This is a genomic window from Selenomonas oralis (assembly GCF_051603425.1).
Lineage (GTDB): Bacteria > Bacillota > Negativicutes > Selenomonadales > Selenomonadaceae > Selenomonas > Selenomonas sputigena_A.
Window position 1 is genome coordinate 951298 of sequence record NZ_CP194411.1, and the last position, 22637, is coordinate 973934.

20 protein-coding genes and 1 pseudogene are annotated in these 22637 nt (G+C 57.5%); 6 read left to right on the top strand and 15 right to left on the bottom strand.

Annotated elements, in window-relative coordinates; genetic code table 11:
• Window positions 1-3 precede the first annotated feature (3 nt).
• From ACRTGH_RS04505 to ACRTGH_RS04515, 3 genes are all read right to left on the bottom strand, one after another.
• The gene (locus tag ACRTGH_RS04505) at window positions 4-1389 is read right to left on the bottom strand and encodes an FAD-binding oxidoreductase (RefSeq protein WP_368847948.1); all 1386 of its coding nucleotides are present in this window, start codon (window positions 1387-1389) and stop codon (window positions 4-6) included.
• A gap of 181 nt (window positions 1390-1570) precedes the next feature.
• A complete protein-coding gene (locus ACRTGH_RS04510; protein WP_368847947.1) occupies window positions 1571-2515 on the bottom strand; it encodes a nucleotidyl transferase AbiEii/AbiGii toxin family protein in 945 nt (314 codons plus the stop codon).
• Window positions 2512-3198 (bottom strand): hypothetical protein, encoded by a 687-nt coding sequence (locus tag ACRTGH_RS04515; RefSeq protein ID WP_368847946.1) that lies wholly within the window; start codon window positions 3196-3198, stop codon window positions 2512-2514. The genes ACRTGH_RS04510 and ACRTGH_RS04515 overlap by 4 nt, the downstream gene beginning before the upstream one ends.
• Window positions 3199-3477: 279 nt before the next feature.
• On the opposite strand from ACRTGH_RS04515, the gene ACRTGH_RS04520 reads away from it, so the two are divergent.
• Window positions 3478-3753: a hypothetical protein gene (locus ACRTGH_RS04520; protein WP_368847945.1), complete on the top strand. Its 276-nt coding sequence runs from the start codon at window positions 3478-3480 to the stop codon at window positions 3751-3753.
• A gap of 1 nt (window position 3754) precedes the next feature.
• Here ACRTGH_RS04520 and ACRTGH_RS04525 read toward each other — a convergent pair whose 3' ends face one another.
• The 6 genes from ACRTGH_RS04525 to ACRTGH_RS04550 form a co-directional block, all read right to left on the bottom strand.
• Window positions 3755-4405 (bottom strand): response regulator transcription factor, encoded by a 651-nt coding sequence (locus ACRTGH_RS04525; protein ID WP_368847944.1) that lies wholly within the window; start codon window positions 4403-4405, stop codon window positions 3755-3757.
• On the bottom strand, window positions 4395-5648 hold the full coding sequence (locus ACRTGH_RS04530; protein ID WP_368847943.1) for an ATP-binding protein: 1254 nt from the start codon (window positions 5646-5648) through the stop codon (window positions 4395-4397). The genes ACRTGH_RS04525 and ACRTGH_RS04530 overlap by 11 nt, the downstream gene beginning before the upstream one ends.
• 1 nt (window position 5649) lies before the next feature.
• A complete protein-coding gene (locus ACRTGH_RS04535; RefSeq protein WP_368847942.1) occupies window positions 5650-6606 on the bottom strand; it encodes a substrate-binding domain-containing protein in 957 nt (318 codons plus the stop codon).
• Window positions 6607-6966: 360 nt separating this feature from the next.
• Window positions 6967-8319, bottom strand: coding sequence for an MFS transporter (locus ACRTGH_RS04540; protein WP_368847941.1), 1353 nt, complete (start codon window positions 8317-8319; stop codon window positions 6967-6969).
• A 275-nt stretch (window positions 8320-8594) separates the two neighbouring features.
• The gene (htpX, locus tag ACRTGH_RS04545) at window positions 8595-9473 is read right to left on the bottom strand and encodes a zinc metalloprotease HtpX (RefSeq protein ID WP_368847940.1); all 879 of its coding nucleotides are present in this window, start codon (window positions 9471-9473) and stop codon (window positions 8595-8597) included.
• A gap of 261 nt (window positions 9474-9734) precedes the next feature.
• A complete protein-coding gene (locus ACRTGH_RS04550; protein ID WP_368847939.1) occupies window positions 9735-10229 on the bottom strand; it encodes a hypothetical protein in 495 nt (164 codons plus the stop codon).
• A 334-nt stretch (window positions 10230-10563) separates the two neighbouring features.
• Here ACRTGH_RS04550 and ACRTGH_RS04555 point away from each other — a divergent pair, with 334 nt between their 5' ends.
• From ACRTGH_RS04555 to hflX, 5 genes are all read left to right on the top strand, one after another.
• Window positions 10564-11106 (top strand): hypothetical protein, encoded by a 543-nt coding sequence (locus ACRTGH_RS04555; protein ID WP_368847938.1) that lies wholly within the window; start codon window positions 10564-10566, stop codon window positions 11104-11106.
• A gap of 372 nt (window positions 11107-11478) precedes the next feature.
• Window positions 11479-12477: a nucleoid-associated protein gene (locus ACRTGH_RS04560; protein ID WP_368847937.1), complete on the top strand. Its 999-nt coding sequence runs from the start codon at window positions 11479-11481 to the stop codon at window positions 12475-12477.
• A gap of 99 nt (window positions 12478-12576) precedes the next feature.
• Window positions 12577-12858: an AbrB/MazE/SpoVT family DNA-binding domain-containing protein gene (locus tag ACRTGH_RS04565; RefSeq protein WP_368847936.1), complete on the top strand. Its 282-nt coding sequence runs from the start codon at window positions 12577-12579 to the stop codon at window positions 12856-12858.
• 6 nt (window positions 12859-12864) lie between these two features.
• On the top strand, window positions 12865-13272 hold the full coding sequence (locus tag ACRTGH_RS04570) for a putative toxin-antitoxin system toxin component, PIN family (RefSeq protein WP_368847935.1): 408 nt from the start codon (window positions 12865-12867) through the stop codon (window positions 13270-13272).
• Window positions 13269-15170 (top strand): GTPase HflX, encoded by a 1902-nt coding sequence (hflX, locus tag ACRTGH_RS04575; RefSeq protein WP_368847934.1) that lies wholly within the window; start codon window positions 13269-13271, stop codon window positions 15168-15170. The genes ACRTGH_RS04570 and hflX overlap by 4 nt, the downstream gene beginning before the upstream one ends.
• 367 nt (window positions 15171-15537) lie before the next feature.
• Here hflX and ACRTGH_RS04580 read toward each other — a convergent pair whose 3' ends face one another.
• The 6 genes and pseudogenes from ACRTGH_RS04580 to ACRTGH_RS04605 all read right to left on the bottom strand — a co-directional run bounded on the left by ACRTGH_RS04580 (window position 15538) and on the right by ACRTGH_RS04605 (window position 22617).
• A complete protein-coding gene (locus ACRTGH_RS04580; protein WP_438474720.1) occupies window positions 15538-16377 on the bottom strand; it encodes an Rpn family recombination-promoting nuclease/putative transposase in 840 nt (279 codons plus the stop codon).
• Between the two features lie 123 nt (window positions 16378-16500).
• Window positions 16501-16666: pseudogene (locus tag ACRTGH_RS04585) on the bottom strand (ShlB/FhaC/HecB family hemolysin secretion/activation protein); the annotation flags it as partial.
• Between the two features lie 202 nt (window positions 16667-16868).
• A complete protein-coding gene (locus ACRTGH_RS04590) occupies window positions 16869-17732 on the bottom strand; it encodes an Rpn family recombination-promoting nuclease/putative transposase (protein ID WP_438474722.1) in 864 nt (287 codons plus the stop codon).
• Window positions 17733-17961: 229 nt separating this feature from the next.
• Window positions 17962-20082, bottom strand: coding sequence for an autotransporter domain-containing protein (locus ACRTGH_RS04595; protein WP_368848083.1), 2121 nt, complete (start codon window positions 20080-20082; stop codon window positions 17962-17964).
• A gap of 24 nt (window positions 20083-20106) precedes the next feature.
• On the bottom strand, window positions 20107-20472 hold the full coding sequence (locus ACRTGH_RS04600) for an autotransporter outer membrane beta-barrel domain-containing protein (protein WP_368848084.1): 366 nt from the start codon (window positions 20470-20472) through the stop codon (window positions 20107-20109).
• Between the two features lie 27 nt (window positions 20473-20499).
• On the bottom strand, window positions 20500-22617 hold the full coding sequence (locus tag ACRTGH_RS04605; protein WP_438474724.1) for an autotransporter outer membrane beta-barrel domain-containing protein: 2118 nt from the start codon (window positions 22615-22617) through the stop codon (window positions 20500-20502).
• Window positions 22618-22637: the final 20 nt, after the last annotated feature.

A 22637-nucleotide genomic window follows, 5' to 3' on the forward strand; every position in this document is an offset into this window, starting at 1 on the left:
AGATCAGCACTCTCCTATCAGTTTGCCGGGGTTCAAAATGAGGTTCGGGTCAAGCGCTCGCTTGATCTGGCGCATGGCCTCCATGCCTTCCTTGCCGTGCTGGAGCTCCATCCAAGGCAGCTTGCCGAGGCCGATGCCGTGCTCGCCCGAAAGCGTGCCGCCGAGCTCGACGGCGCCGCGGAAGATGTCGTCCATCGCTTCGTGGACGCGCTTCGTCTCCTCCTCGTCGCGCAGGTCGCAGACGATCGTCGGATGCATGTTGCCGTCGCCCGCATGGCCGAAGGTGCCGATCGTGACGTTGTGATCCTTCGCCGCCTTCTTGACGATTGCGAGGAAGGCCGGAATCTTGCTTCTCGGCACCGTCGCATCCTCGACGAACGTCGTCGGGCGCAGCTTCGCAAGGCAGGGAAGCGCCATGCGGCGAGCCGTCCAGAGCTGCTCCTTGTGCTTCGCGTCGCGGGCCAGCGTGACCTCTCGCGCGTTGTTTTCCTTCAAGACCTTCATGACCTTTTCCGCCTCGTCCTCGACGACGACGGGATGACCATCGACCTCGATGAGGAGGATCGCATCGGCGTCCATCGGCAGGCCGACATGCATGAAGTCTTCGACCGTGCGGATCGTCGCGTTGTCGAGAATCTCAAGCGTCGCGGGAATGATCTTCGCGGCGATGATGCCCGAGACGGCACGGCCCGCATCCTCGATCGTATCGAAGATCGCGACCATGCTCTTCGTCTTTTCCGGCGCAGGAACGAGCTTCAGGAGCGCCTTCGTGACGACGCCGAGCGTGCCTTCCGAACCGGTGAAGAGCTTCGTCATGTCATAGCCCGAAACGTCCTTGACGTTCTTGCCGCCCGTATGCAGCACATCGCCGTTGGCGAGGACGACTTCGAGGCCCTGCACATAATTCTTCGTAATGCCGTACTTGAGACCGCGCAGACCGCCCGAGTTCTCCGCAATCGTGCCGCCGAGGCTCGCCGTCTTGACCGTGCCCGGATCCGGCGGATAGATGAGGCCGAACTGTGCGATATGGTCGTTGATGTCCTGCACGATGACGCCCGCCTCGACCTCGGCGATGAGGTTTTCAAGATCGACGTCGATGATCTTCTTGAAGCGGAGCATCGAGAGGACAATGCCGCCCTTCAAGGGCGCCGTGCCCGCCGAGAGATTCGTGCCCGAGCCGCGCGTATAGACGGGGATCCTATGCTCGTTCGCGAACTTCAAGACCTTCGAAACTTCCTCCGTCGTGCCGGGGCTGACAACGGCCTCCGGCATGTAGATGTGTCCCGGCGTCGCGTCATAAGCATAAGCGTAAAGCTCTTCTTCTTTCGACTGGACATGCTCTGCCCCGACGATCTTCGAAAGCTCTTCCACTAACTGCTGTTTTTCCATTGCATCGCACCTCTTTCAGTGGTTCAATATCCATAGATAAAAGCTATACAAATATAGTCTTCCTATAATTCCTAGTATCGCAATAATTCGTTGATTTGTCAATGGAAAATTGCGACTTTTCGCCGCTTTTCTTTGCTGCCCAGGCCTGCCAATAAACCCCATCAAGCTCCGCCGCCTTGATCTATTCCCCCAGCGAGGCGAAAATCTGATCCAGTCGCTCGAACACTTCCAAGGCCTTAGAAAAATCCTGCTTTTCCTCCGTAAAAAGCAAATCTTTGTGCAGCGTTTCGTACCGCTTTTTGGCCGCCGCATCAAATGCGCCGCGCCAGGCGTGGAAGTCATACGGGGCAAGGGAATTGTACGCTCCGGCGCTGCGGCGTTTGCTCAAATAGAAAGCATCGGTTTTCTTTGTAAGGTGCAAAAGAGCTTTCAGATTGTCCCGCTCGGCAAGGAACTGCTGGATATCCTCCCGCTGAAACAATGCCGTCACATCATAAATATGCCGGATCTTGTTTATCAACGTGCCGCAGACGGCATGACGCTTCACGGCCAAAACCTTGTCAAGAAAGGTGCGCTCGATCGCCAACACCTGAACCTGCACTTCAGAAAGCCCATATTCAGCGACTGCCTCATTGGCCTCATGTGCTTCAAGATATTCCTGTATATAGGAGCGAATCCCCTTTTTTCCATACGGCTCAGGACGAACGCTGGATCCGATTTCCAATTTAATGCGCCCATTTGCAGGATCGGTTTCATCAAACCAAATGTAGGCGCTTTTATTGCGGTCGTTTCGTTCAGAAATAATTTTTTCCAGATGAAATCCCTCGGCCATACTTTTTTCAATCTGCTTCAGCCGTCTGTCGTACTGTTTGCTGCCCAAGAGAACCTGCGGCGCAAAAGTCAGGTCAATATCCTCCGAAAAGCGGGAGATAGACCCTGGATAGCATTTGCTTAGGGAAGTTCCGCCCTTGAAGACGCATTCCCCGGCATAAGGGCTTTGCTGCAATTTTTGCAGCAACAGGACGATGTAATAATCTTTTTTCACAGCTGCGGCAGGAATCCCTGCGTACTTCGCCGTCAATTCCTGCAGATCTTGAAAATCTTTTGGATATGTATGCAGGTTCATGGAAACTCCTCCAAAATTGGTATGGTGTATTGCGTCAATGGAGAAAGATACCGCTGCAAATCATTTTTTATCTGCAGGCAGTCAAGACAATGCGCCAAAAAAGCTATGGTAGACTTTTTGTAACGTCGTCGTTTCAGGACATAGTGCACAGCCTCTTCCCGGTATCCCGCAGCAAAGCGATGCATATAGGCGTTGAAGCGCGTCGGCTCGACATCCTCAATGCGGGAATAATTTTGCAGGATCTCCAGCGCCTCGATACTGGCCCTGATATTTTCATCCAATTCCATGGAGAGGCTGCGGATAGAAATATTTCCGATTGTCCTGCGTTCTTCCGCAAGATGTGCAGACAGGATTTCAATATTTCTCGCATTCTGCGACGTCAGGCCATACCGGCGATAAAGTCGGTAGCCGATGATGACGCCTTGCCCGCCTTCCATATAATGCCGGACAATCTCTTCTTCACAGAAAGGAACTTCTCCGAACTTGGATATTCGAGGCCGATAGTAGAGGCCTCTGCTCAGTCGCCGCAAAATCCCCTGCTCCGTCAATCGCGCCAAAATTTTATAATAGTTTGCCTCAAGAATTTGTTCCGCCAACGAAAGGTACAATGTGCTTGCTGTCAGGAGTTTGTTTTCCGGCTGCTGCAGAATCAGCGTCTCGACGATTTTTCTCCCGCTTTCCATGATGTCACCCCTCCTGTTCTACACGATTCGTTGAGCCTGTCTCCCTGAACTTTCCTTATCATTATAGAAATATGCTGCGAATACTGTCAAGCAAAAACGAATTCTATTTGACAACAGAAAGAAGGCGAACGCCCTGTTACATCACACAAGGAAGGATTTCCTCAACGTATTCCCGCTGCAAGGGAAATTTCGCTTCCCTTGCAGGAGTTCGGGGGCGGAGCGCGAATATTTAGCGTGTATTTAGATTCTTCGCAGTCTTTCGCAGAGGGGTGGGATACCATGCGCCGTCATGCCGATAAAATCGCATACTTCCTCATCGCGCTCGCCGTCTACCTGATCGTCCTGTCCTTTTCGCTGTATAAGACGGCGCCTCTTGTGAACACGCTGCTCTACGTATCCGCAGCGGTGTCCCTGCTCGCGGGCAATATCCCCAAGGTCGTCGAGCTGCCGCTGCACTATGCCCATCCCGTGAAGTGCATTGAATACTTCATGTTCTTCCTGGCCATACTCTGCTTCATCACGCTGCTCCTGCGGCACACGCCGCTTTGGGGATGAGTTAGCCCTTCCTTCCCAGAATATTGTGCCGGAGCGCATAGTCAACAAGCTCGGAGTTCTGCGTGCAGCCGAGTTTCTGCATGAGGCGGGTCTTGTAGGTGGATACGGTCTTGATGGAGAGATAGAGCTTGTCGGCAATGGTCGAGAGCGAATAGCCGTGCACGATGAGTTCGAGGACTTCCTTTTCGCGCGGCGAGAGCTCGGCGCCTTCGGCGCATTCCCCGAGCGCGCTGTCGATGAGAAGCCCGGCCTCGCGCTCGCTTAGATAGCGGCCGCCCGCCGCGACGGTCCGAAGCGCGCGGAAGAGTTCGGCGTCGAGCGTATCCTTGCAGAGGTAGCCGTTCGCCCCCGCCTTGAGGCACTCGTATACGTACTGGCGCTCGCTGTGCATGGTCAGGACGAGGACGCGCATGTCCGGCTGCTGCTCCTTGAGACAGCGCAGGCACTCGATGCCGCCCATGCCCGGCATGGAAAGATCGAGGAGCGCGATGTCAATCGGCACTTCACGCGCCTTCTGGAGAGCCTCCTCGCCGTCGGAGGCCTCGGCGACGACAACGAAATCCTCCTCCGAGGAGAGAAGCAGCGAAAGCCCTTTGCGCAGCACGCGGTGATCGTCCGCGAGCAGGATGCGAAGCGGCTTTTTATTTTCCATCACGGTTCATCTCCTTTCGGCGCGGCAGACGGAGGAAAAGCCGCGTGCCTTTTCCCGGCGCACTTTCTATGGTGCAGCTGCCTTCGAGCAGCTCGGCGCGCTCCTTCATGCTCACGAGGCCGAGATGGCGGTCCAGGCGCGCGGCTTCCGCTGTTTCCCGCCGAAAACCTATGCCATCGTCGCTGATTTCAAGGGAAAGCTCCTTCTCGTTCAGGGAAAGCGTGACGCATACATGGCTCGCCTCGGCATGGCGCACGATGTTCGTCAGCCCTTCCTGCACAGAGCGGTAGGCGACAAGCGCCTGCACGCGGTCAAGCGCCCGGAAATCGCCTTCGGCGGCAAGGTTGATCTGCAGCTCCGGCTGCGTGCGGCGCAGCGTCTCAAGGTATTTTTCGATGGCGACGATGAGGCCGAGATCCTCGAGCAGCGGCGGATGAAGGTCGATAGCGAGATGCTTGAGCCCCTGGAGCGTCTCGTTCGTCAGGACGCGCGCCTCCTGCAGCAGTTCCCGCTGTTCGTCGGTCATCAGTTTGCTGTGCAGGATGCGCAGATAGGCGAGGATCGACACCATCGACTGGCTCGTTTCGTCGTGCAGGGCGCGGGAGATGCGCCGCCGCTCGTCCTCCCGTGCGGAAAAGAGCTGGCCGATGAGCCAGATGCGCAGGCGCTCCTTCTTCTCAAGCGCTTCCAGAAGCTTAGCATAGCGCGTCGCGAGAAAGGCGGCGAGCAGGGAGAGCAGCAGCAGCACGAGAAAAAGCTCCACGCCGCGCTGGCGTACGAGCGTGCGCGCCTCACGCTCCTCGAGGCCGATGCGCAGGTAGCCCGTGATGCCGTCATCGATGGGATAAAGAATCTCGCGAATCGGCCCCTCCGTGCTTCGGTAGACATGCGGCTCCGTATCTTCCTTCGCCCGAAGCTGCGCCAATCCTTTGGGCAGACCGTCGGGGAAAGTGCTGGCAAGGATGCGTCCGTCGGGGTAGGTCACGAGGATGTAGCGCACCTCGGGATTTTTCTCGAGCGTGCGCTGAAGCTGGTCGGAGATGGCGAAGCGATCGTCGAGCAGGATGTCGTTCGCGATGACTGCGCCGAGCGCCGAAGCGATCTCGCGGCCCGAGCGGTTCAGCCCGTCGATGAGCGTCGAACGCAGCGAACCGAGGAAAAAGGCGCCGAGCAGAAGGCCGCAGAAAAGCACCGTGCCGACGAGGAGGATGTTGAACCGAACGGTCAGAGTCTGCGCTTTCATGTCACTCCCCCTGCAGCCGCTCATGCTCGAGATATTTCTGACGCAGCGGCTCATAAAGCGAGGCGTCGGGCGCGACGAAGCGGTCGATGACCGCCGCCTGCAGCACCGGGCGCATAGCCGCGTCGTTCGCCATTCCGTAGAAGATTTCGCGAAGGCGCGCCTTTTCCTCTTCCGGAAGATTCGCCCTCATAACGACGGGCCCTGTCGGCGCGACGGCGAGATCGCCGATGATGCGCACCTTTCCCGCCAGCTGAGGGTTCGTCTCGACGATATGATCGTAAATCTGGTTGTCGATGCTCGCGCCGTCCGCGAGATGGTTGGCGACGGCCCATATAGACTTGTCGTGGTGGTACGTGTAGAAGGTGCGGCTGAAGTACTGCTCCGGCGTCAAGCCCTCCTCCAGAAGCTGGTAATCGACGGCAAGCCGCCCCGAATGGCTCAGAGGATCGACGAAGGCGAAGGTGCGCCCCCGAAGCTCTGCGAAATCCTGAATGGAGCTGTCCGCCGCCACGATCAGGAAGGTGCGGTAAAGCACCGTGCCGCCCGTCTCCACCATGGCAAGAAGCTCGATCGGCTCCTGCCCGCGATAGGCTGTATAAGCGCCCGTTGAAAGAAAAGCGATGTCGGCCTCGCCCGCCGCGACAAGCCGGTTCAGCTCCCCCGTGCTGCGCTTCTGCACGATGGCAGTCGGGCGGCCGATCTCCTCGGCGATATACTCTACCATGCGCTGGTAAGACTGGCGCGTTTCCTCCGGGCTCATGACAGGCGCGAAGGCAATGACGAGTGGCTTTGCCGCGCCCTCCTGCACCGCAGGCGTCTCGGCACGCCGCGAGAAGTCGATGAATCCCTGCTCATCGGAACAGCCTGCCGCCAAGAGGCAGCAGAGTGCGCAAAAGAAAAGGGAGAAGCAGCGCACCAAGCCGGCCGCCGCCATCCTTCTCGCCGCCGTTCCTGCCATCGCCGCTTCCCCCTTCTCCGATATATAGCCTGCTGTTTTCCTTCATTATATCATATACGCCCCGCCTCTTACAGTACGGCAAGCGCATCGACGGAAATACCGCCGGAAGAATCTGCTCTATGAAAGATATGGTGCGGTGCTGCAGACAACATCCTTTTGAACAGTCGAAAAAAGCCCTCCCGTTCCCCTGCGGCCAAATTTCGCTCAAGCGAGATCCGGTCGGTATGCGAGGAACGGGGGGCTTTCATTGGTAAACTACACGCACAAACGTCTACTTTGTGGACATTGTGCGCCGGCGGGCAGATTCATCGCGTCAGCAGCTCTTTCTATGGCTTCTGCGCTGCAAAGGAAATCTGCCGTTTACGCTTCATCGTCCGGCTTCGCGTTCCAGACGAGGAGCGCGAGCAGCGTGGAGGCGAGAGCCGCGCCGACCCAGAACTCCGTCGCGTAGCCGAAATCATAAAGTTTCTCGCCGCCGATGACCGTAATCGTCATGAGCTTGCCCGTGACGAACTCCTGAATCGCGGCGCCCGCATAAGACAGGAGACCGATCATGCCCATGGCTGCGCCCGTGACGCGCTTCGGCACGATGTCAACCGCCATGAGACCGCCCATGTAGCAAACGAGCGCGCCCATCGTGAAGCCATAGAAGGTCATGCAGAAGAGGTCGGTGTAGAACGACTGCGGCGCCCAGACGAAACCGGCGATCGAACCCGTGTAAAGCAAACCGTAGATGAGCGCCGGCATATTGCGCTTCGAATGGAAGAAGCGGTCGGAGATCCAGCCGCAGAGAAGCGCGCCGAAAATGCCCGCGACCTGCATATACGCCATGACGCCGGCCGCGCCCATCATCTCGTAGCCCTTATGGTGCGTGAGGTAAACGACGCCCCAGCTCTCCACCGCATAGCGGGCGATGTAGACGCAGAGCGACGAAAGGCCGAGGATCCAGACGGCGGGATTCTTGACGACGGCGTTCCACTGCATCGAGCCGACGGAGCGCGTCTTTTCCTCGTCCACCTGCGCCTGCGTCTTCTCGCCGTAAAGGACGGCGCCGTTCGGCAGGCCGCGCGTCTCGGGGCGGTCGCTCATGCCGAGGTAGATGAAGATCGTGCCGACGAGGGAGATGACGCCCGCTGCGATGAAGCCCATCGACCAGCTGTAGGCGGTGACGACAGCCGTAATCGCGAAATAGGCGAAGGAAGAACCGAGGTTGTGGCTCGTGAACCAAACGCCGTAAAGCGTTCCGCGCATCCGGTTGCTGAACCATTGGTTCAGGGAAACGATGGACGGCCCCGCGCCGTACGACTGGAACCAGCCATTGAGACCCCAGAGAACCGCAAGCGGCACAAAGGAGCTCACAAGACCCATGCCCGCCATGGTCGCGGATGACATAAAGAGACCAAACGCGAAAAACCGCTTGTTGTTCATGCGGTCGGCCAGGAAACTGTTCGTGAACTTGCCGAGGCCGTACGTCACGAAGAAAATCGAGCCGATGATGCCGACCTGCGTCGCATCGACAACGCCGGAGTCAAGAAGCGGCTTCTTGATGACGGAATAACTCTGGCGGATGATGTAGTAGAAAGCATAGCCGATCGTGATGGAAGCAAAGACGCGCCAACGCACGCTGTAGAAGATGCTCTTTGCTTTTTCCGCATCTGCAAGCGGCGGCGCATCCGGCCCTGTGAGGAAAAATTTGTTGAGAAAACCTAGCATAAAAACTTCCCCCTTCTAAAAAATATTCGCACTTTCCAGGCCCTATAAATTCAGACGCAGATGAATACAGCTTGAAAAACATGCGAAGCCACGGAATGTATCCTATGTTGCTATTATTTCATATTGCTTGCATCCATACTAGCAGAAAACTTCTGATTCTTTGTAGGAATTTTTCGGACAAGAAAAGACCGCCGCCCGATCCATCCCCGTCCAACACGGAGATCCATCGGGCAGCGGCCCTCTATCCAAAAACGGTCCCGGCAGGCGCTGCCGCCTCAGCGGGGGCTTCCCAAAAGCCTCGCCTGCTCCTCAAGGCGCGCGATGCGTTCAGCCGTCGCGGGATGCGTCGAGAAGAGGCTCATGAAGGCTTGCTTTGAGCCGGCGAGCGGATTGACGATGAAAAGATTGCTCGTCGCCGGACGCGCCTCGGCTCCGGCCAGCGGGCGCATATTCCTCGCGGCGTAGTCGATTTTTTCCAGCGCCCGCGCAAGAAAACGCGGATTGCCGCAGATCTCGCCGCCAAGCCGATCCGCCTCGTACTCCCTCGAGCGTGAAATGGCGAGCTGGATGAGCGTCGCCGCAAGAGGCGCAACGATTACGGCGACAAGTGTGCCGACAAGCCCGCCGCCCTCGTTCTCATTCGAACGTCCGCCGCCGAGAATCGCGCCCCACTGCGCCATGTAGGCAAGCATGGAAATCGCACTGCCCATGGCAGCCGCCACCGTCGAAATCAACGTATCGCGATGCTTGATATGCGAAAGCTCATGCGCGAGAACACCCGCAAGCTCCTCATACTCGAGCGTCTGCAGGATGCCGCGCGTGACGGCGACAGCCGCATGCGACGGATTGCGCCCCGTCGCGAAAGCATTCGGCGCATCGGAATCGATGATGCATACCTTCGGCATGGGAAGATCGGCGCGCGCCGCAAGCGTCTCCACAAGATGATAGAGATTCGGCGCATCCGCCGCCGCAATCGGTCGGGCGCCGTACATGCCGAGCACGATGCTGTCGCTGAACCAATAGGAGATGAAATTCATGGCCAAGGCGACGAAGAACATCAGAGCCGCGCCGGAACGGCCGCCCACCGCACCGCCGAGGACGACGAGAAGCGCCATGAGGAGCGCCATCAACACAGCTGTTTTTATCGTATTCATAAAGAGATTCCTCCTTTCCGCATGGCCGCCCGTTTTTCCTTTGGAGCAAAAAAGACCCTGCCCCGGAAATTCATTGGGACAAGGTCTTGCACATTCGTATCGGTCATGCGCCGCAGCAGCCATACCGCCGTCCAGCGCAGTTTCTCGGGGCTGACCATGAGTTCATTATACCAAAGCCGTCTGCCCTTAGCAAGGAGAAAATGTCAAAAGGTCAAAATAAACTTCGGCACGAACGGCAGGCTGCCTGCGCCTGCTGCTTCCTCAGCCGCGCTTCTCCGCCAGCTTCTGCTGCTGCTTTGCAAGATCCAACAGCGCGGCCTGGCGTTCGCGGCGCTCGCGCTCAATGCGCGCGGCAACATCCTCCGCCTGCGCCTCTTCCTCCTCCACCGTATGCTTGGCGACCTCAAGGATATCCGCCTGCGCCTGAGTTCTGTCGCCCGCAATGCGCGCGGCAATCTCCTCAGGAGACTCTTCCGCGCCGGACGCCCCTCCGCCGGCCTCCGCTGCAGCCGCCTTTTCCTCGGCCTCCTTGGCCGCCCTTTCCTCCGCTTCCTTGGCTGCCTTTTCCGCCGCAGCCTTCTTCTCCATCTTGGCGATTTCCTTTTTCAGCTTTTTCCGCACCTGCTCAGGCAAATGCTTCTGCCATTCCATCGGGTCTACCTCAATCAGCCGAGGTTCCTCGACAAGTTCCTCCAGTTCAATCATGTGATTGCCCATGAAAACCTTCTTGCCTGTCCTCGTCTGCTCCTTTTCCATGGCATTCATCCCCCATCCGTTGGATTTTTCCTCACATTGCCCATCCTATAGCTGAACGGAATCTTTCGCACAGCTCGTTTCTGTGCAGCCCGTCAAACATGTCACATTCATGCATTCTTAATATATTCCCCATGCGACCCCGAAAATCCTCTCCTAGCGGCAGAAAATTTTCCGCAAAATCCGCTCCCACCTGCATTTTGATACAGTACAACAAAAGCTGCGTTTATGATAGAATGATAAAAAAGCATCACCCTCTGCTTAAAATCTCTTTCCAACCTTATGAAAGCCGTGACGAATCCGCGGCAAACCATACAAAAGAAAGGAGGAATGAACCATGAAGCGCGCTCTTTTGTTTGTCCCCGTGATTATCCTTCTCTTCTTTGTCGGCATAGCCGCCGGTCTTTTTCTCGGGGCGCCTCCAGGACGCGAGACCGGCACGCAAGTGACCGAGGATCCTGAAAAAAGCCCGCGCTACGCCTTCTCCTACCGCCATGCGAACTGGAGCGACTATGTGGATATAGAAAGCATCCAAGTCACGCCCGGCTACGAGGGGAAAAAAGGTCTCTGCTTCACCTACATCGCCGACATCGTGACCGTCATCGAGGAAAACGGCAAAAAATCCCACGTCCTCTCACGCCAGACCTTCCGTCTCGCTTCGGACAAAAACGCCTCTCCCGAATTCTGGGATTCCGCCAAAGGCTGCTACCGCCTCTTCCCCTACTATGCGGAACGCTCCATCAAGGACTTCATCGAGAAAAACGGCTACACAGCTTACGTCGGGGAGTACGAGCCAAGACTCTACCACGCCTTCAAAGTCATTTACGAAAAAGACACCGGCAAACCCTTCCGCGACGGCATGAGGGGCAAATCCCTGTAAGGGAAGTTTTCATCCGGCATGGCGCTGCGAACTTTCAAACCTACATTTATGAAACAGCATGTGGCGACGAGAGAGAAAGCCGCCTGCCCACTGCCTGAAACATTGTTCGACGCTGCACATAAGCGACGCATTTCAGGCAACATCCAGAAGCCCGCCCGTTCACCTTCAAACTAAAGTTTCGCCCAAGCGAAGCGCATCGGTTTTTAAGTGGACGGACGGGTTTTCATCTGCCAGTTCCTGTACCCGCACTGAATATCACGGTACCATAAGCAAATCTTCGCTCATACCGGCTGCTTTTCTTTTCGCATACTGCCTCCTGCCCATCCCCTATATGCTATAATAGATTCTAGAATCATAAAAAGGCGGTGCAATATGACCATCATCGACAAGGCGGTGCTTCATATCCTTGATGCGGCGGGCTCTTCGCTTCTTTCGGCGGCGGAGCTGCCGCTCGCGGGCGAGACGAGCGAATATCTCCTCGCACATATCGAGAAGAGCCGCAAAAGTCCCGACAAGAAGGCGGGGACGTTTTACGAGGACAGCGAGTGCCAGAAGGAAATCGCCGCCTATCTTGCGGGCGAGAAGGATTTTCTCGCCTTTTCGCGCACGCTTGCGGAGAGCTTTCTGCGTGCGTTTTCCCATGCGGCGGAGGCGGCGAGCATGCTGCTCTTCGTGCTCGAAGTGCACGAAGATGAGCGGCGCGAGCTTGTGATCTTTCTCTGCCGCAGCCATGCAGGCTTTTCGCCCGCCGTTGTCGATACCGAGAACGGGCTTTCGGCGGAGCTTTCGGCATGCAGCTCCCTTTTGCCGAGCGCTTCGGCGACGATGGACGAGTTTGCCTTCGTCGATCTCGCGACGCTTGCCGTCCATGTGCGCGCCAAGCGCTACACCGTCGACGGCAACGCCATCTTCGTGCTGCCCGAGCTTGTCTTGGAATGCGGACAGGCACCGTCAGCACGCGAGGCGCTCAAGAAGGCGAGCGATACGGCGAAGAAGGTTGCCGAGGCCTATGGCGGCGATACCGTAGAGACGGCGGCGGCCGTCAAGTCCTTCGTCGCGAACGAACTTGCCGAAAAGGATGCGGTGAACCCCTTCGAGGCAGGACGTGAGGTATTCAAGGGCAATCCTGCCATGCAGGCGGACTATGAGCAGACAATCGAGGAAGCCGGCTTCGCCAAGCCTGTGGAGATGGACAAGGAGTCGATCCTCAAGAAGATGAAGAGCCACAAGCTCAAGACGGACACGGGCATCGAGCTTGTGATCCCGACGGACTACTTCGACAACACGGAATTCATCGAGTTCCGCCGCAGCGAGGACGGCACGATCTCCATCACGCTGAAGCAGATCCAGAATATCGTCAATCGAGGGTGAGAACACTTTTCTACTGCTTAGGGATAGACAGAGTGCGACGAATATGCTACATTCAAAGTAGGGTTTTTCCTACTTTTCTTTTTGAAAGGAGTTTTTACGATGATGGCAGAAGCTGCGCCGGATACGTTTATAGACAATGCCAAAGTCATGGCAAAAGGACAGGTAACGATTCCTAAAGATGTACGGAATGTTCTGGGGCTGGATCACGGAAGCCGGGTCACTTTTATCGTAGAAAAGGGCTCCGTTCGTATGGTAAATTCCGCTGTATATGCTATGCAAGTACTGCAAAATGAGATGCTCGGCGAGGCGCAAAGGGCAGGTCTGACATCGGAGGAAGCGATAAATGCCATGGTCAGGGAAATCCGCAGCGAAGGAGAATAATGCGAAATGCGCGTGATGATTGATACCAATATATTGATTTCGGCAATATTGGGAAGCAAAACGCCATTTCAAGCATACTGTAAAGCTGTATCCTATCCGAATCGTGGGATTGTGTGCACGCAGAATATTGATGAGTTAAGGCGCGTGTTCAATCGGAAATTTCCTGAGAAAATCTCTGCGATGGAGCGCTTTTTGGCAGTTGCTCTCCATGGAATTGAGATTGTTCCAATTCCCGATGAATCCGTGAAAGAGGAATGTCGGATAAGAGATACAAAGGACCGTCCGATTCTGCGAGCTGCTGCGGCAGCAAACGCAGATATTATACTGACGGGAGATAAGGACTTTTTAGAATCCGGTATAAAGCAGCCGAAAATTATGACGGCGGCAGAGTTTACAGCAAAGGAGGCGCTATGAAGGGCAAAAAACTCCAAGGGGAGACGCAGAATCTCAAATCGCATGTCAAAGAAGAGCTCACTGCACTCTACGAGCTCACGGTTCCCGTCGGCCAGCTTTCGACGAAGGAACTCAACGAGCGTCTCGTTGCCGTCACGGAGGAGATCGGCCACGAGGTCGCGGTCTACATCGACCGTAAGGGGCGTGTGCAGGAGGTATCGGTCGGCGATTCAGGGACAGTCGATCTGCCCGAGGTCAAGGCTCGCTCAGAAAACCGTCTTTCCGGCGTGCGCTGCATCCACACGCATCCAAGCGGCGATACAGAGCTCAGCGCACCCGACATCTCCTCACTTCGCCGCCTGCGCTTCGACGCAATGGCTGCCATCGGACGGCACTCCGGCAAGATCGTCGGCTGCCTCGGCTTCTTCACGGGAGAAAAAAGCGAGGACGGCACGCTTGAGGTGCAGCACATCGGGCCCATGCGCGCCGACCATCTGAACCGCCTCCGCCTGACGCCGCTGGTACAGGCCATCAACCGCCGCCTTGCCAAAGAACGCACACAGGCGACGGAAGACGAGGAGGAACGCGCCGTTCTTGCAGGTCTCGACACCTCGGCAGGCGCCTCCCGCTGGACGACGGAGGATTCGCTTGCAGAGCTTGCCGAACTGGCGCGCACGGCGGGTGCAAGCGTCGTCGGCAGCTTCATCCAGAAAAAGGCAAAGCCCGATACGGCGCTCTTTCTTGGACGCGGCAAGGTCGAGGAGATGGCCATGTTCATCCAGAACGAGGAGGCGACGCTCGTCATCTTCGACGATGAGCTCACGCCGTCGCAGCAGAAAAACCTCGAAATGGCGCTTGGCGTGAAGATCCTCGACCGCACGGCGCTGATCCTCGACATCTTCGCGCAGCGCGCGCGCACGGCGGCGGGCAAACTTCAAGTCGAGCTTGCCCAGCTGAAGTACCGCCTACCGCGCATCCTCGGGCAAGGGCTCGTGCTCTCGCGGCTCGGCGGCGGCATCGGCACGAGGGGACCCGGCGAAACGAAGCTTGAAGTCGACCGCAGGCGCATACGGCGGCGCATCCACGACATCGAAAGCGAGATCAAGCGCCTGCGCAGCCAGCGCAGCCTGCACCGCGAGCGCCGCCGCGCCGCGCGTGTGCCGATTGCCGCGCTCGTCGGCTATACGAACGCGGGCAAGTCGACGCTTCTGAACGCGCTGACAGGCGCGGACGTCTTTGCCGAAGACAAGCTTTTTGCGACGCTCGATCCGACGACGCGCGCACTGCCGCTTGCCGATGGCTGCGAGATCCTCCTGACCGATACGGTCGGCTTCATCCAGAAGCTGCCGCATACCCTCGTGCAGGCTTTCCATGCGACATTGGAGGAAGTTGCCGAAGCCGATCTCCTGCTGCACGTCGTCGATGTATCGAACGAGGCGGCGGAAGTCCAGATCGAAGCCGTCACCGAAGTCCTCAAGGAGCTCGGCGTCGCCGAAAAGCCTATGCTCTATGTGCTGAACAAGATGGATCGCCTGGCAAGCGGCACGGGCAATGATGCGGAAGGCTTCGAAGGAAACCGTGCAGGCGGCGAAAGCAAAAGCGATGTAGCAGAAAACGACGCGCAAAGAGCCGCCTCCCTGCCGCCCGCCGTCAGCCGCCTGCTGCGCGGGCGTGAAGGCTGCGCCGTCTCCGCCATGACGGGTGCCGGACTCCCTGCCCTCCTCGAAAAGCTCACCGCCTTCTTCCGCTCGGGCGAGGTCGAGCTCACGCTCCACATCCCGTTCGAGGAACATGCCGTCACCGCAAAACTCCACGCTGCGGGGCGCATCCTCTCCACCGAATACGACGAGCAGGGAACGCTTCTGCGCGTCCGCCTGCCGGAAGAAGAAGCCGAAAAATTCCGTTCGTACGAAAAGTGAAACTGCACAAAAAAGCCGGAGCTTTGCCAACCAAAGCTCCGGCTTTTTTGTGCAGCTACAGCGGCGGAAGCTCGCTGTCCACGCGGCGCAGGAAGTAGTCGCCGGGGCGGCTGTAGGTAATGCCGACGCCCCATCCCTTGAGGGTTTCGCCGCCGTAGTTCTCGCTGTAGAGGACGAAGTTCTGGCGCTTGCCGTCCTTTTAATACGTCGCTGCATGATAAGCAAGCAAATTGCAGAAAGTGACCGATACTTGCTGAAAAGTGATAAAGGAAACGCTGATAAAATAAGACCGCCGCATATCGAACGATGCGGCGGTCTTATTGTCAAAAAATCTTATCGCGAAGAAGACTCTCTTCGCACAGCCATACTATTCGGCAGGCGCATCTTGCAGCGCCAGAATCTCCGCACGCGTCAAGCCGCTCGCCTTCTCGATCACCTCAAGGGGAACATTCAGCGCGAACAAAGAACGCACCATATCAAGCATCCTGCGCTGTCCCTCAGCACGTCCCTCAGCACGTCCTTCCATACGTCCCTCTTCCAGTTTCCTCTCACCAAATTTTTCCATCAGTTCACACATAGTATTCACTCCTTCTGCTTCTGCCTTAAAATAATCGACACGTTCAGCAAGTTCTTTGTAATTCATCTGCTTCGGATTCTCACAAAAGAAATCCTGCATGAGCTTCCCAAGCGGCGTGTCGTCACGGTTTGCGCCGTTGACGTAGAGGATATGCGCCCCATCATCAAACGGGCGCTGAAGCTCCTCTACGATCCGCTCCACATGATACAGCGAGAAACCTGCTCCATAGATGTCGTTCTCCGTGATGAAGATCACCCATGTTTCCGGAAGTGACGAGAAATCCTCTCCTTTTGCCAGTTCCCGCGAATCCATCATGCTGCTGTTGTAGCGTGCCCTGCGCGGAATCGCACCTTCATTGGCACGCTGAATTTCACAGTCGTAGAGTTTCCCCTCACTGTCTTCTGCCAACACATCAAAGCGCACGCCGCGACCATAGAGATTGTCCGCACTCTGCTGCGTGACAACATGCTTGACGATGAGATCATCCCGACCGAAAAAGATACGCAATAAGAGCTGCATTCCTTCGATATAATTGTCAAAACATACGTTGAAAAACGCATCATCGATCAAGCGGAATTTCTGTATCAATGCACAATATTCTGCAGGAATATCTTTCTTGATTATTCTCACAGGTTCGCTCCCCTCCCCATACGCTTCTACTATCATAGTATGCATTGCAGTGAATATTGTCAAGACTGAAAAGGGGCTGTTGCATGAGTCAAATTCGACTTATGCAACAGTCCCTCTTTCCTCTTACCAAACCTTCCCGAACATAAACCAGCAGGCGGTTCTTCGCCCTGGCGTCATCGCTCGCGTCCCGGGAGAGGCCGATGCGCCGCGCCCAGTCGAGGCGCAGGAAGTAGTCGCCGGGGCGGCTGTAGGTAATGCCGACGCCCCATCCCTTGAGGGTTTCGCTGCCGTAGTTCTCTCTGTAGAGGACGAAGCTCTGGCGCTTGCCGTCCTTTTAATACGTCGCTGCATGATAAGCAAGCAAATAGCAGAAAGTGACCGATACTTGCTGAAAAGTGATAAAGGAAACGCTGATAAAATAAGACCGCCGCATATCGAACGATGCGGCGGTCTTAGTGTCAAAAAATCTTATCGCGAAGAAGACTGCCATACTATTCGGCAGGCGCATCTTGCAGCGCCAGAATCTCCGCACGCGTCAAGCCGCTCGCCTTCTCGATCACCTCAAGGGGAACATTCAGCGCGAACAAAGAACGCACCATATCAAGCATCCTGCGCTGTCCCTCAGCACGTCCCTCAGCACGTCCCTCAGCACGTCCCTCAAGGCGTCCTTCCATACGTCCCTCTTCCAGTTTCCTCTCACCAAATTTTTCCATCAGTTCACACATAGTATTCACTCCTTCTGCTTCTGCCTTAAAATAATCGACACGTTCAGCAAGTTCTTTGTAATTCATCTTCTTCGGATTCTCACAAAAAAAATCCTGCATAAGCTTCCCAAGCGGCGTGTCGTCACGGTTTGCGCCGTTGACGTAGAGGATATGCGCCCCATCATCAAAAGGGCGCTGAAGCTCCTCTACGATCCGCTCCACATGATACAGCGGGAAACCTGCTCCATAGATGTCGTTCTCCGTGATGAAGATCACCCATGTTTCCGGAAGTGACGAGAAATCCTCTCCTTTTGCCAGTTCCCGCGAATCCATCATGCTGCTGTTGTAGCGTGCCCTGCGCGGAATCGCACCTTCATTGGCACGCTGAATTTCACAGTCGTAGAGTTTCCCCTCACTGTCTTCTGCCAACACATCAAAGCGCACGCCGCGACCATAGAGATTGTCCGCACTCTGCTGCGTGACAACATGCTTGACGATGAGATCATCCCGACCGAAAAAGATACGCAATAAGAGCTGCATTCCTTCGATATAATTGTCAAAACATACGTTGAAAAACGCATCATCGATCAAGCGGAATTTCTGTATCAATGCACAATATTCTGCAGGAATATCTTTCTTGATTATTCTCACAGGTTCGCTCCCCTCCCCATACGCTTCTACTATCATAGTATGCATTGCAGTGAATATTGTCAAGACTGAAAAGGGGCTGTTGCATGAGTCAAATTCGACTTATGCAACAGCCCCTCTTTTCTCTTACCAAACCTTCCCGAGCATAAACCAGCAGGCGGTTCTTCGCCCTGGCGTCATCGCTCGCATCCCGGGAGAGGCCGATGCGGCGCGCCCAGTCGAGGCGGCCATGTTAGAATGCCCAGCTGACGTGCGCGCCGCCGGTAATGCCCTTGCGCTTTCCCTGCCAGCCGGTCAGGTTCACCCCGTAGCTGACGCTGCCCTCCTTCGGCGCAAAGCGATAGCCGATCTCAAGCATCCCGCTGCTGCCTTTGAGGCTGGGGCTCGGCGTTGCATAGCCCTGATACGTCGCCGTCGCGTCGCCGTCAAACTCGTATTCCCAGGCAAGTCCCGCATAGAACTCGCTTTCCGGCGCCGGCTTTTTCGTATAGCGCACGCCGAGACGAACGCGGCTCGATGTCACGGAGCCGAAATCATACGTCTCGCCTGTGGCGAGGGTGGCACTCGTGCCGTCCTGCCTGGACCAGAAGTACTTTGCATAGCCCTCGAGCGCGGCATCGCCGCCGAGGGCAAATTTCCTGCCAAGGCCGATATGACCCGCGAGGTAGCTGTTCGATGCGTCATAGCTCGTGGAGGTGCCGGAGATGTTGCCGCTGTAATCGCTCTTGATGCGGCCTGCGTGCAGGCTCGCCTCGACATAGCTCTGATCTGCGCCTGCCCACTTGACCATAAAGCCGCCGCCGATATAGCTCGTCGAACCGTCGCCATGCGTACCGTCGTCGAGATAGGAATCGTACGAGCCGCGCCCGTATTCGACGAAGGGGCCGTAGGTCAGCTTGCCCGCGTCCATCGCGTCTCGCTTCGCAAAGCCGACGGCCAGGTTCCAGCCCTTCGCGTCCACATAGGAGCCTGTCTCTATGCGCTCGCCGGAAGCGCCCTGCGCCGCCCAGAGCTCGTAGCTGCCGCTCTCGATCGCCGCATTCGACTCGTCTGCCGTCGCAGCGTCCGGCAGAGCCGCCGCAGTCTCGGCAGCATCCACGCCCATCCCCGACAGGAGATCCGCACCGCCGTTCAGCAGGGCGCTTGCCGCCGCTCGCGTCTCGACGAGGGACTTCGTCTGCTCGTTCATCATCGGAGCATCCGTGACGATCGCGATGAGCTCATCCGCATTTCGCTTCTGCAGGTCGAACTTGTACCGCAGGCTCACGCCCTGCATGCCCGACACGTCGTTGGTAAGCACCGCATCCGTTGTCAGCGTGCCGTTGCTGGTCTTCAGCAGGCTGACGACATCGCCCTTCTGCAGCGCGCTCCGCTGTCCGGCAACCCCCACGCCGATATGAACCCCGCGGATGTCCTGACTTTGGTTAACGGTGAGCATCGTATTGCCGCTGTTTCCCGTCGTCCCTTCCGGCAGATAGAAGTGCAGGTTCTGCACTTGCTCGACTCTTCCCACCTGCGTACCGAAATCATGGATGGCGAGCGTGTTGCCCGTGCTATTCCACACGTTGCCGCCCATGACACTGTCGCGCACCTTGGTGCCGCGGAGATGGATTGTGTTGTTGTTCGTCGTACCCCATTGGGAGGATCCGCCATAGACATCACCACTGACTTCGACGGCTCCTATGTCGACGGTGTTCCCGTCAGCGTTTCCTGAAACCATTGCATTATTTGGCCCCTCTGCATAGCCGCCATAGACAGACACCACGTCGCCTCCGGTGATGATCACCGTGTTCCCGTTGGCGTTTCCTGTGCCTTTTGTACAGCCGCCATAGACACCATCCTGCACTGTGCCGCTTGTGAGGGTCACCCTGTTCCCGTTGGCGTTTCCTGTACCTTTTGCATAGCCGCCGTAGACACCCTGCGCCGAGCCGCCGTTGATGGTCACCGTATTGCCACGGGCATCTCCGCCAAGGGCCGCGCGTCCGCCGTAGGCATAGCCGCCGACGAACCCATAGGGGGAAATCCCGCCCCCGTTTTGGATGATGAGATGATTCCCTGTCACACCGCCGCTGCCTTTATTGTAGCCGCCGTACGCAACCCCCGCATGGGTCACGCCGTCCACGGTCAGCGTATTTCCCGTGAGGGGAGCGGCGGCGTTCGTGAATCCGGCGGCAACACCGGGGCCACGCCCTTCATCCGGCACGGAGTGAGCCGCATCCGGCGTCGGGTTCCCCGCGTCTATGGTATAGGCATCTGCCGCCTCCGTACAGGCGGTGCCGCCCCAGAGACTCCCCCCGAGGGTCAGTGCCACCGCGAGTGCTAAATACCGTTTTTTTTGCTGTTTTGTAAACATCTTGTCCGCCTCCGATGAATTTTCTTAGAACTCGACGCGCACGCCGAGATTCGCCTTCCATTTCTCACGAATGGCATCCGCGCCCACCGTGCTGGTGAGCTCGCCGTAGAGGTCCGCTCTGCCGACGCGCCGCGCAAAGCCTACGCCGTACTCGAAATAGCTGTCCCGCGCCGAATAGCTGCGGTCGATGGAGGTCGCGCCATACGCCGCACGCATGTGGAGGTCGGCCTTGAACTCATGCAGGATGCCGAGCTTCAGATAGACCGTGCCTTGCTCATCCTCATAGCCGATCTGCGCACCGATGCGCCCGATGAGGGAGGTGACGGCATCGTTTGCGATGTGAGCCCCCGGCAAAGAACCTGCACGCATCGTGTAGTCTGCCGCGCCGATGCGGCGCGCCCAGTCGAGGCGGCCATGTTAGAATGCCCAGCTGACGTGCGCGCCGCCGGTAATGCCCTTGCGCTTTCCCTGCCAGCCGGTCAGGTTCACCCCGTAGCTGACGCTGCCCTCCTTCGGCGCAAAGCGATAGCCGATCTCAAGCATCCCGCTGCTGCCTTTGAGGCTGGGGCTCGGCGTTGCATAGCCCTGATACGTCGCTGTCGCGTCGCCGTCAAACTCGTATTCCCAGGCAAGTCCCGCATAGAACTCGCTTTCCGGCGCCGGCTTTTTCGTATAGCGCACGCCGAGACGAACGCGGCTCGATGTCACGGAGCCGAAATCATACTGCTCGCCTGTGGCGAGGGTGGCACTCGTGCCGTCCTGCCTGGACCAGAAGTACTTTGCATAGCCTTCGAGCGCGGCATCCGTGCCGAGGTCGAATTTTTTGCCGATGCCGATATGACCCGCGAGGTAGCTGTTCGATGCGTCGTAGCTCGTGGAGGTGCCGGAGATGTTGCCGCTGTAATCGCTCTTGATGCGGCCTGCATGCAGGCTCGCCTCCACATAGCTCTGATCTGCGCCTGCCCACTTGACCATGAAGCCGCCGCCGATATAGCTCGTCGAACCGTCGCCATGCGTACCGTCGTCGAGATAGGAATCGTACGAGCCGCGCCCGTATTCGACGAAGGGGCCGTAGGTCAGTTTGCCCGCGTCCATCGCGTCTCGCTTCGCAAAGCCGACGGCCAGGTTCCAGCCCTTCGCGTCCACATAGGAGCCTGTCTCTATGCGCTCGCCGGAAGCGCCCTGCGCCGCCCAGAGCTCGTAGCTGCCGCTCTCGATCGCCGCATTTGTCGTGTCTGCCGTCGGCGCAGCTGCCGCAGTCTCGGCAGCATCCATGCCCATCCCCGACAGGAGATCCGCACCGCCGTTCAGCAGGGCGCTTGCCGCCGCTCGCGTCTCGACGAAGGATTTCGTCTGCTCCATCACCGCAGCATCCGTGACGGTCGCGATGAGCTCATCCGTGCTGCGCTTCTGCAGGTCGAACTTGTACCGCAGGCTCACGCCCTGCATGCCCGACACATCGTTGACAAGCGCCGCATCCGTTGTCAGATCGCCGCGGCTGGTCTTCAGCAGGCTGATGACATCGCCCTTCTGCAGCGCGCTCCGCTGTCCGGCAATCCCCACGCCGATATGAACTCCGCGGATGTCCTGACCCGAGGGACTGTTAATGGTGAGCATCGTATTGCCGCTGTTTCCCGTCGTCCCTTCCGGCAGATAGAAGTGCAGGTTCTGCACCTGCTCGAAGATATCCTCCACCTGCGTACCGAAATCATGGATGGCAAGCGTGTTGCCCGTGCTATTCGGCCTGCTGCCGCCCACGACTCGGCCGCTCACACGAGTGCCGCGGAGATGGATCGTGTTGTTGTTCGTCGTGCCATACTCGGAGGATCCGCCATAGACGACATTGACGTTGATGGCTCCTATGTCGACGGTGTTCCCGTCTGCGTTTCCTGATTCATTGTTTGGATTATTATTTGGCCCCGCTGCATCGCCGCCATAGACAGACGTCACGTCGCCTCCGGTGATGATCACCGTGTTCCCGTTGGCGTTTCCTGCAGTACCTTTTGCAGAGCCGCCGAGGACACTATGCACTGTGCCGCTTGTGAGGGTCACCCTGTTCCCGTCGGCGCTGCCTGTACCTTCTGCATAGCCGCCATAGACATACTGCGCCGAGCCGCCGTTGATGGTCACCGTATTGCCACGGGCATCTCCGCCGGAGCCGGCGCGTCCGCCGTAGGCCTTGCCGCCGACGAACCCATAGGGGGAAATCCCGCCCCCGTTTTGGATGATGAGATGATTCCCTGTCACGCCGCCACCCTTATTGTAGCCGCCGTACGCAAGCCCCGCATAGGTCACGCCGTCCACGGTCAGCGTATTTCCCGTGAGGGCAGCGGCGGCGTTCGTGAATCCGGCGGCAACACCGGGGCCATTCCCTTCATCCGGCACGGAATGAGCCGCGTCCGGCGTCGGGTTCCCCGCGTCTATGGTATAGGCATCTGCCGCCTCCGTACAGGCGGCGCCGCCCCAGAGACTCCCTCCGAGGGTCAATGCCACCGCGAGTGCTAAATACCGTTTTTTGTGCTGTTTCGTAAACATCCTGTTCGCCTCCGATGAAT

Excerpts from the sequence above, each read along its gene's own strand:
- ACRTGH_RS04505 (WP_368847948.1), bottom strand. The coding sequence starts at position 1,389 with ATGGAAAAACAGCAGTTAGTGGAAGAGCTTTCGAAGATCGTCGGGGCA.
- ACRTGH_RS04510 (WP_368847947.1), bottom strand. The coding sequence starts at position 2,515 with ATGAACCTGCATACATATCCAAAAGATTTTCAAGATCTGCAGGAATTG.
- ACRTGH_RS04515 (WP_368847946.1), bottom strand. The coding sequence starts at position 3,198 with ATGGAAAGCGGGAGAAAAATCGTCGAGACGCTGATTCTGCAGCAGCCG.
- ACRTGH_RS04520 (WP_368847945.1), top strand. The coding sequence starts at position 3,478 with ATGCGCCGTCATGCCGATAAAATCGCATACTTCCTCATCGCGCTCGCC.
- ACRTGH_RS04525 (WP_368847944.1), bottom strand. The coding sequence starts at position 4,405 with ATGGAAAATAAAAAGCCGCTTCGCATCCTGCTCGCGGACGATCACCGC.
- ACRTGH_RS04530 (WP_368847943.1), bottom strand. The coding sequence starts at position 5,648 with ATGAAAGCGCAGACTCTGACCGTTCGGTTCAACATCCTCCTCGTCGGC.
- ACRTGH_RS04535 (WP_368847942.1), bottom strand. The coding sequence starts at position 6,606 with ATGGCAGGAACGGCGGCGAGAAGGATGGCGGCGGCCGGCTTGGTGCGC.
- ACRTGH_RS04540 (WP_368847941.1), bottom strand. The coding sequence starts at position 8,319 with ATGCTAGGTTTTCTCAACAAATTTTTCCTCACAGGGCCGGATGCGCCG.
- htpX (WP_368847940.1), bottom strand. The coding sequence starts at position 9,473 with ATGAATACGATAAAAACAGCTGTGTTGATGGCGCTCCTCATGGCGCTT.
- ACRTGH_RS04550 (WP_368847939.1), bottom strand. The coding sequence starts at position 10,229 with ATGGAAAAGGAGCAGACGAGGACAGGCAAGAAGGTTTTCATGGGCAAT.
- ACRTGH_RS04555 (WP_368847938.1), top strand. The coding sequence starts at position 10,564 with ATGAAGCGCGCTCTTTTGTTTGTCCCCGTGATTATCCTTCTCTTCTTT.
- ACRTGH_RS04560 (WP_368847937.1), top strand. The coding sequence starts at position 11,479 with ATGACCATCATCGACAAGGCGGTGCTTCATATCCTTGATGCGGCGGGC.
- ACRTGH_RS04565 (WP_368847936.1), top strand. The coding sequence starts at position 12,577 with ATGATGGCAGAAGCTGCGCCGGATACGTTTATAGACAATGCCAAAGTC.
- ACRTGH_RS04570 (WP_368847935.1), top strand. The coding sequence starts at position 12,865 with ATGCGCGTGATGATTGATACCAATATATTGATTTCGGCAATATTGGGA.
- hflX (WP_368847934.1), top strand. The coding sequence starts at position 13,269 with ATGAAGGGCAAAAAACTCCAAGGGGAGACGCAGAATCTCAAATCGCAT.
- ACRTGH_RS04595 (WP_368848083.1), bottom strand. The coding sequence starts at position 20,082 with ATGTTTACAAAACAGCAAAAAAAACGGTATTTAGCACTCGCGGTGGCA.
- ACRTGH_RS04605 (WP_438474724.1), bottom strand. The coding sequence starts at position 22,617 with ATGTTTACGAAACAGCACAAAAAACGGTATTTAGCACTCGCGGTGGCA.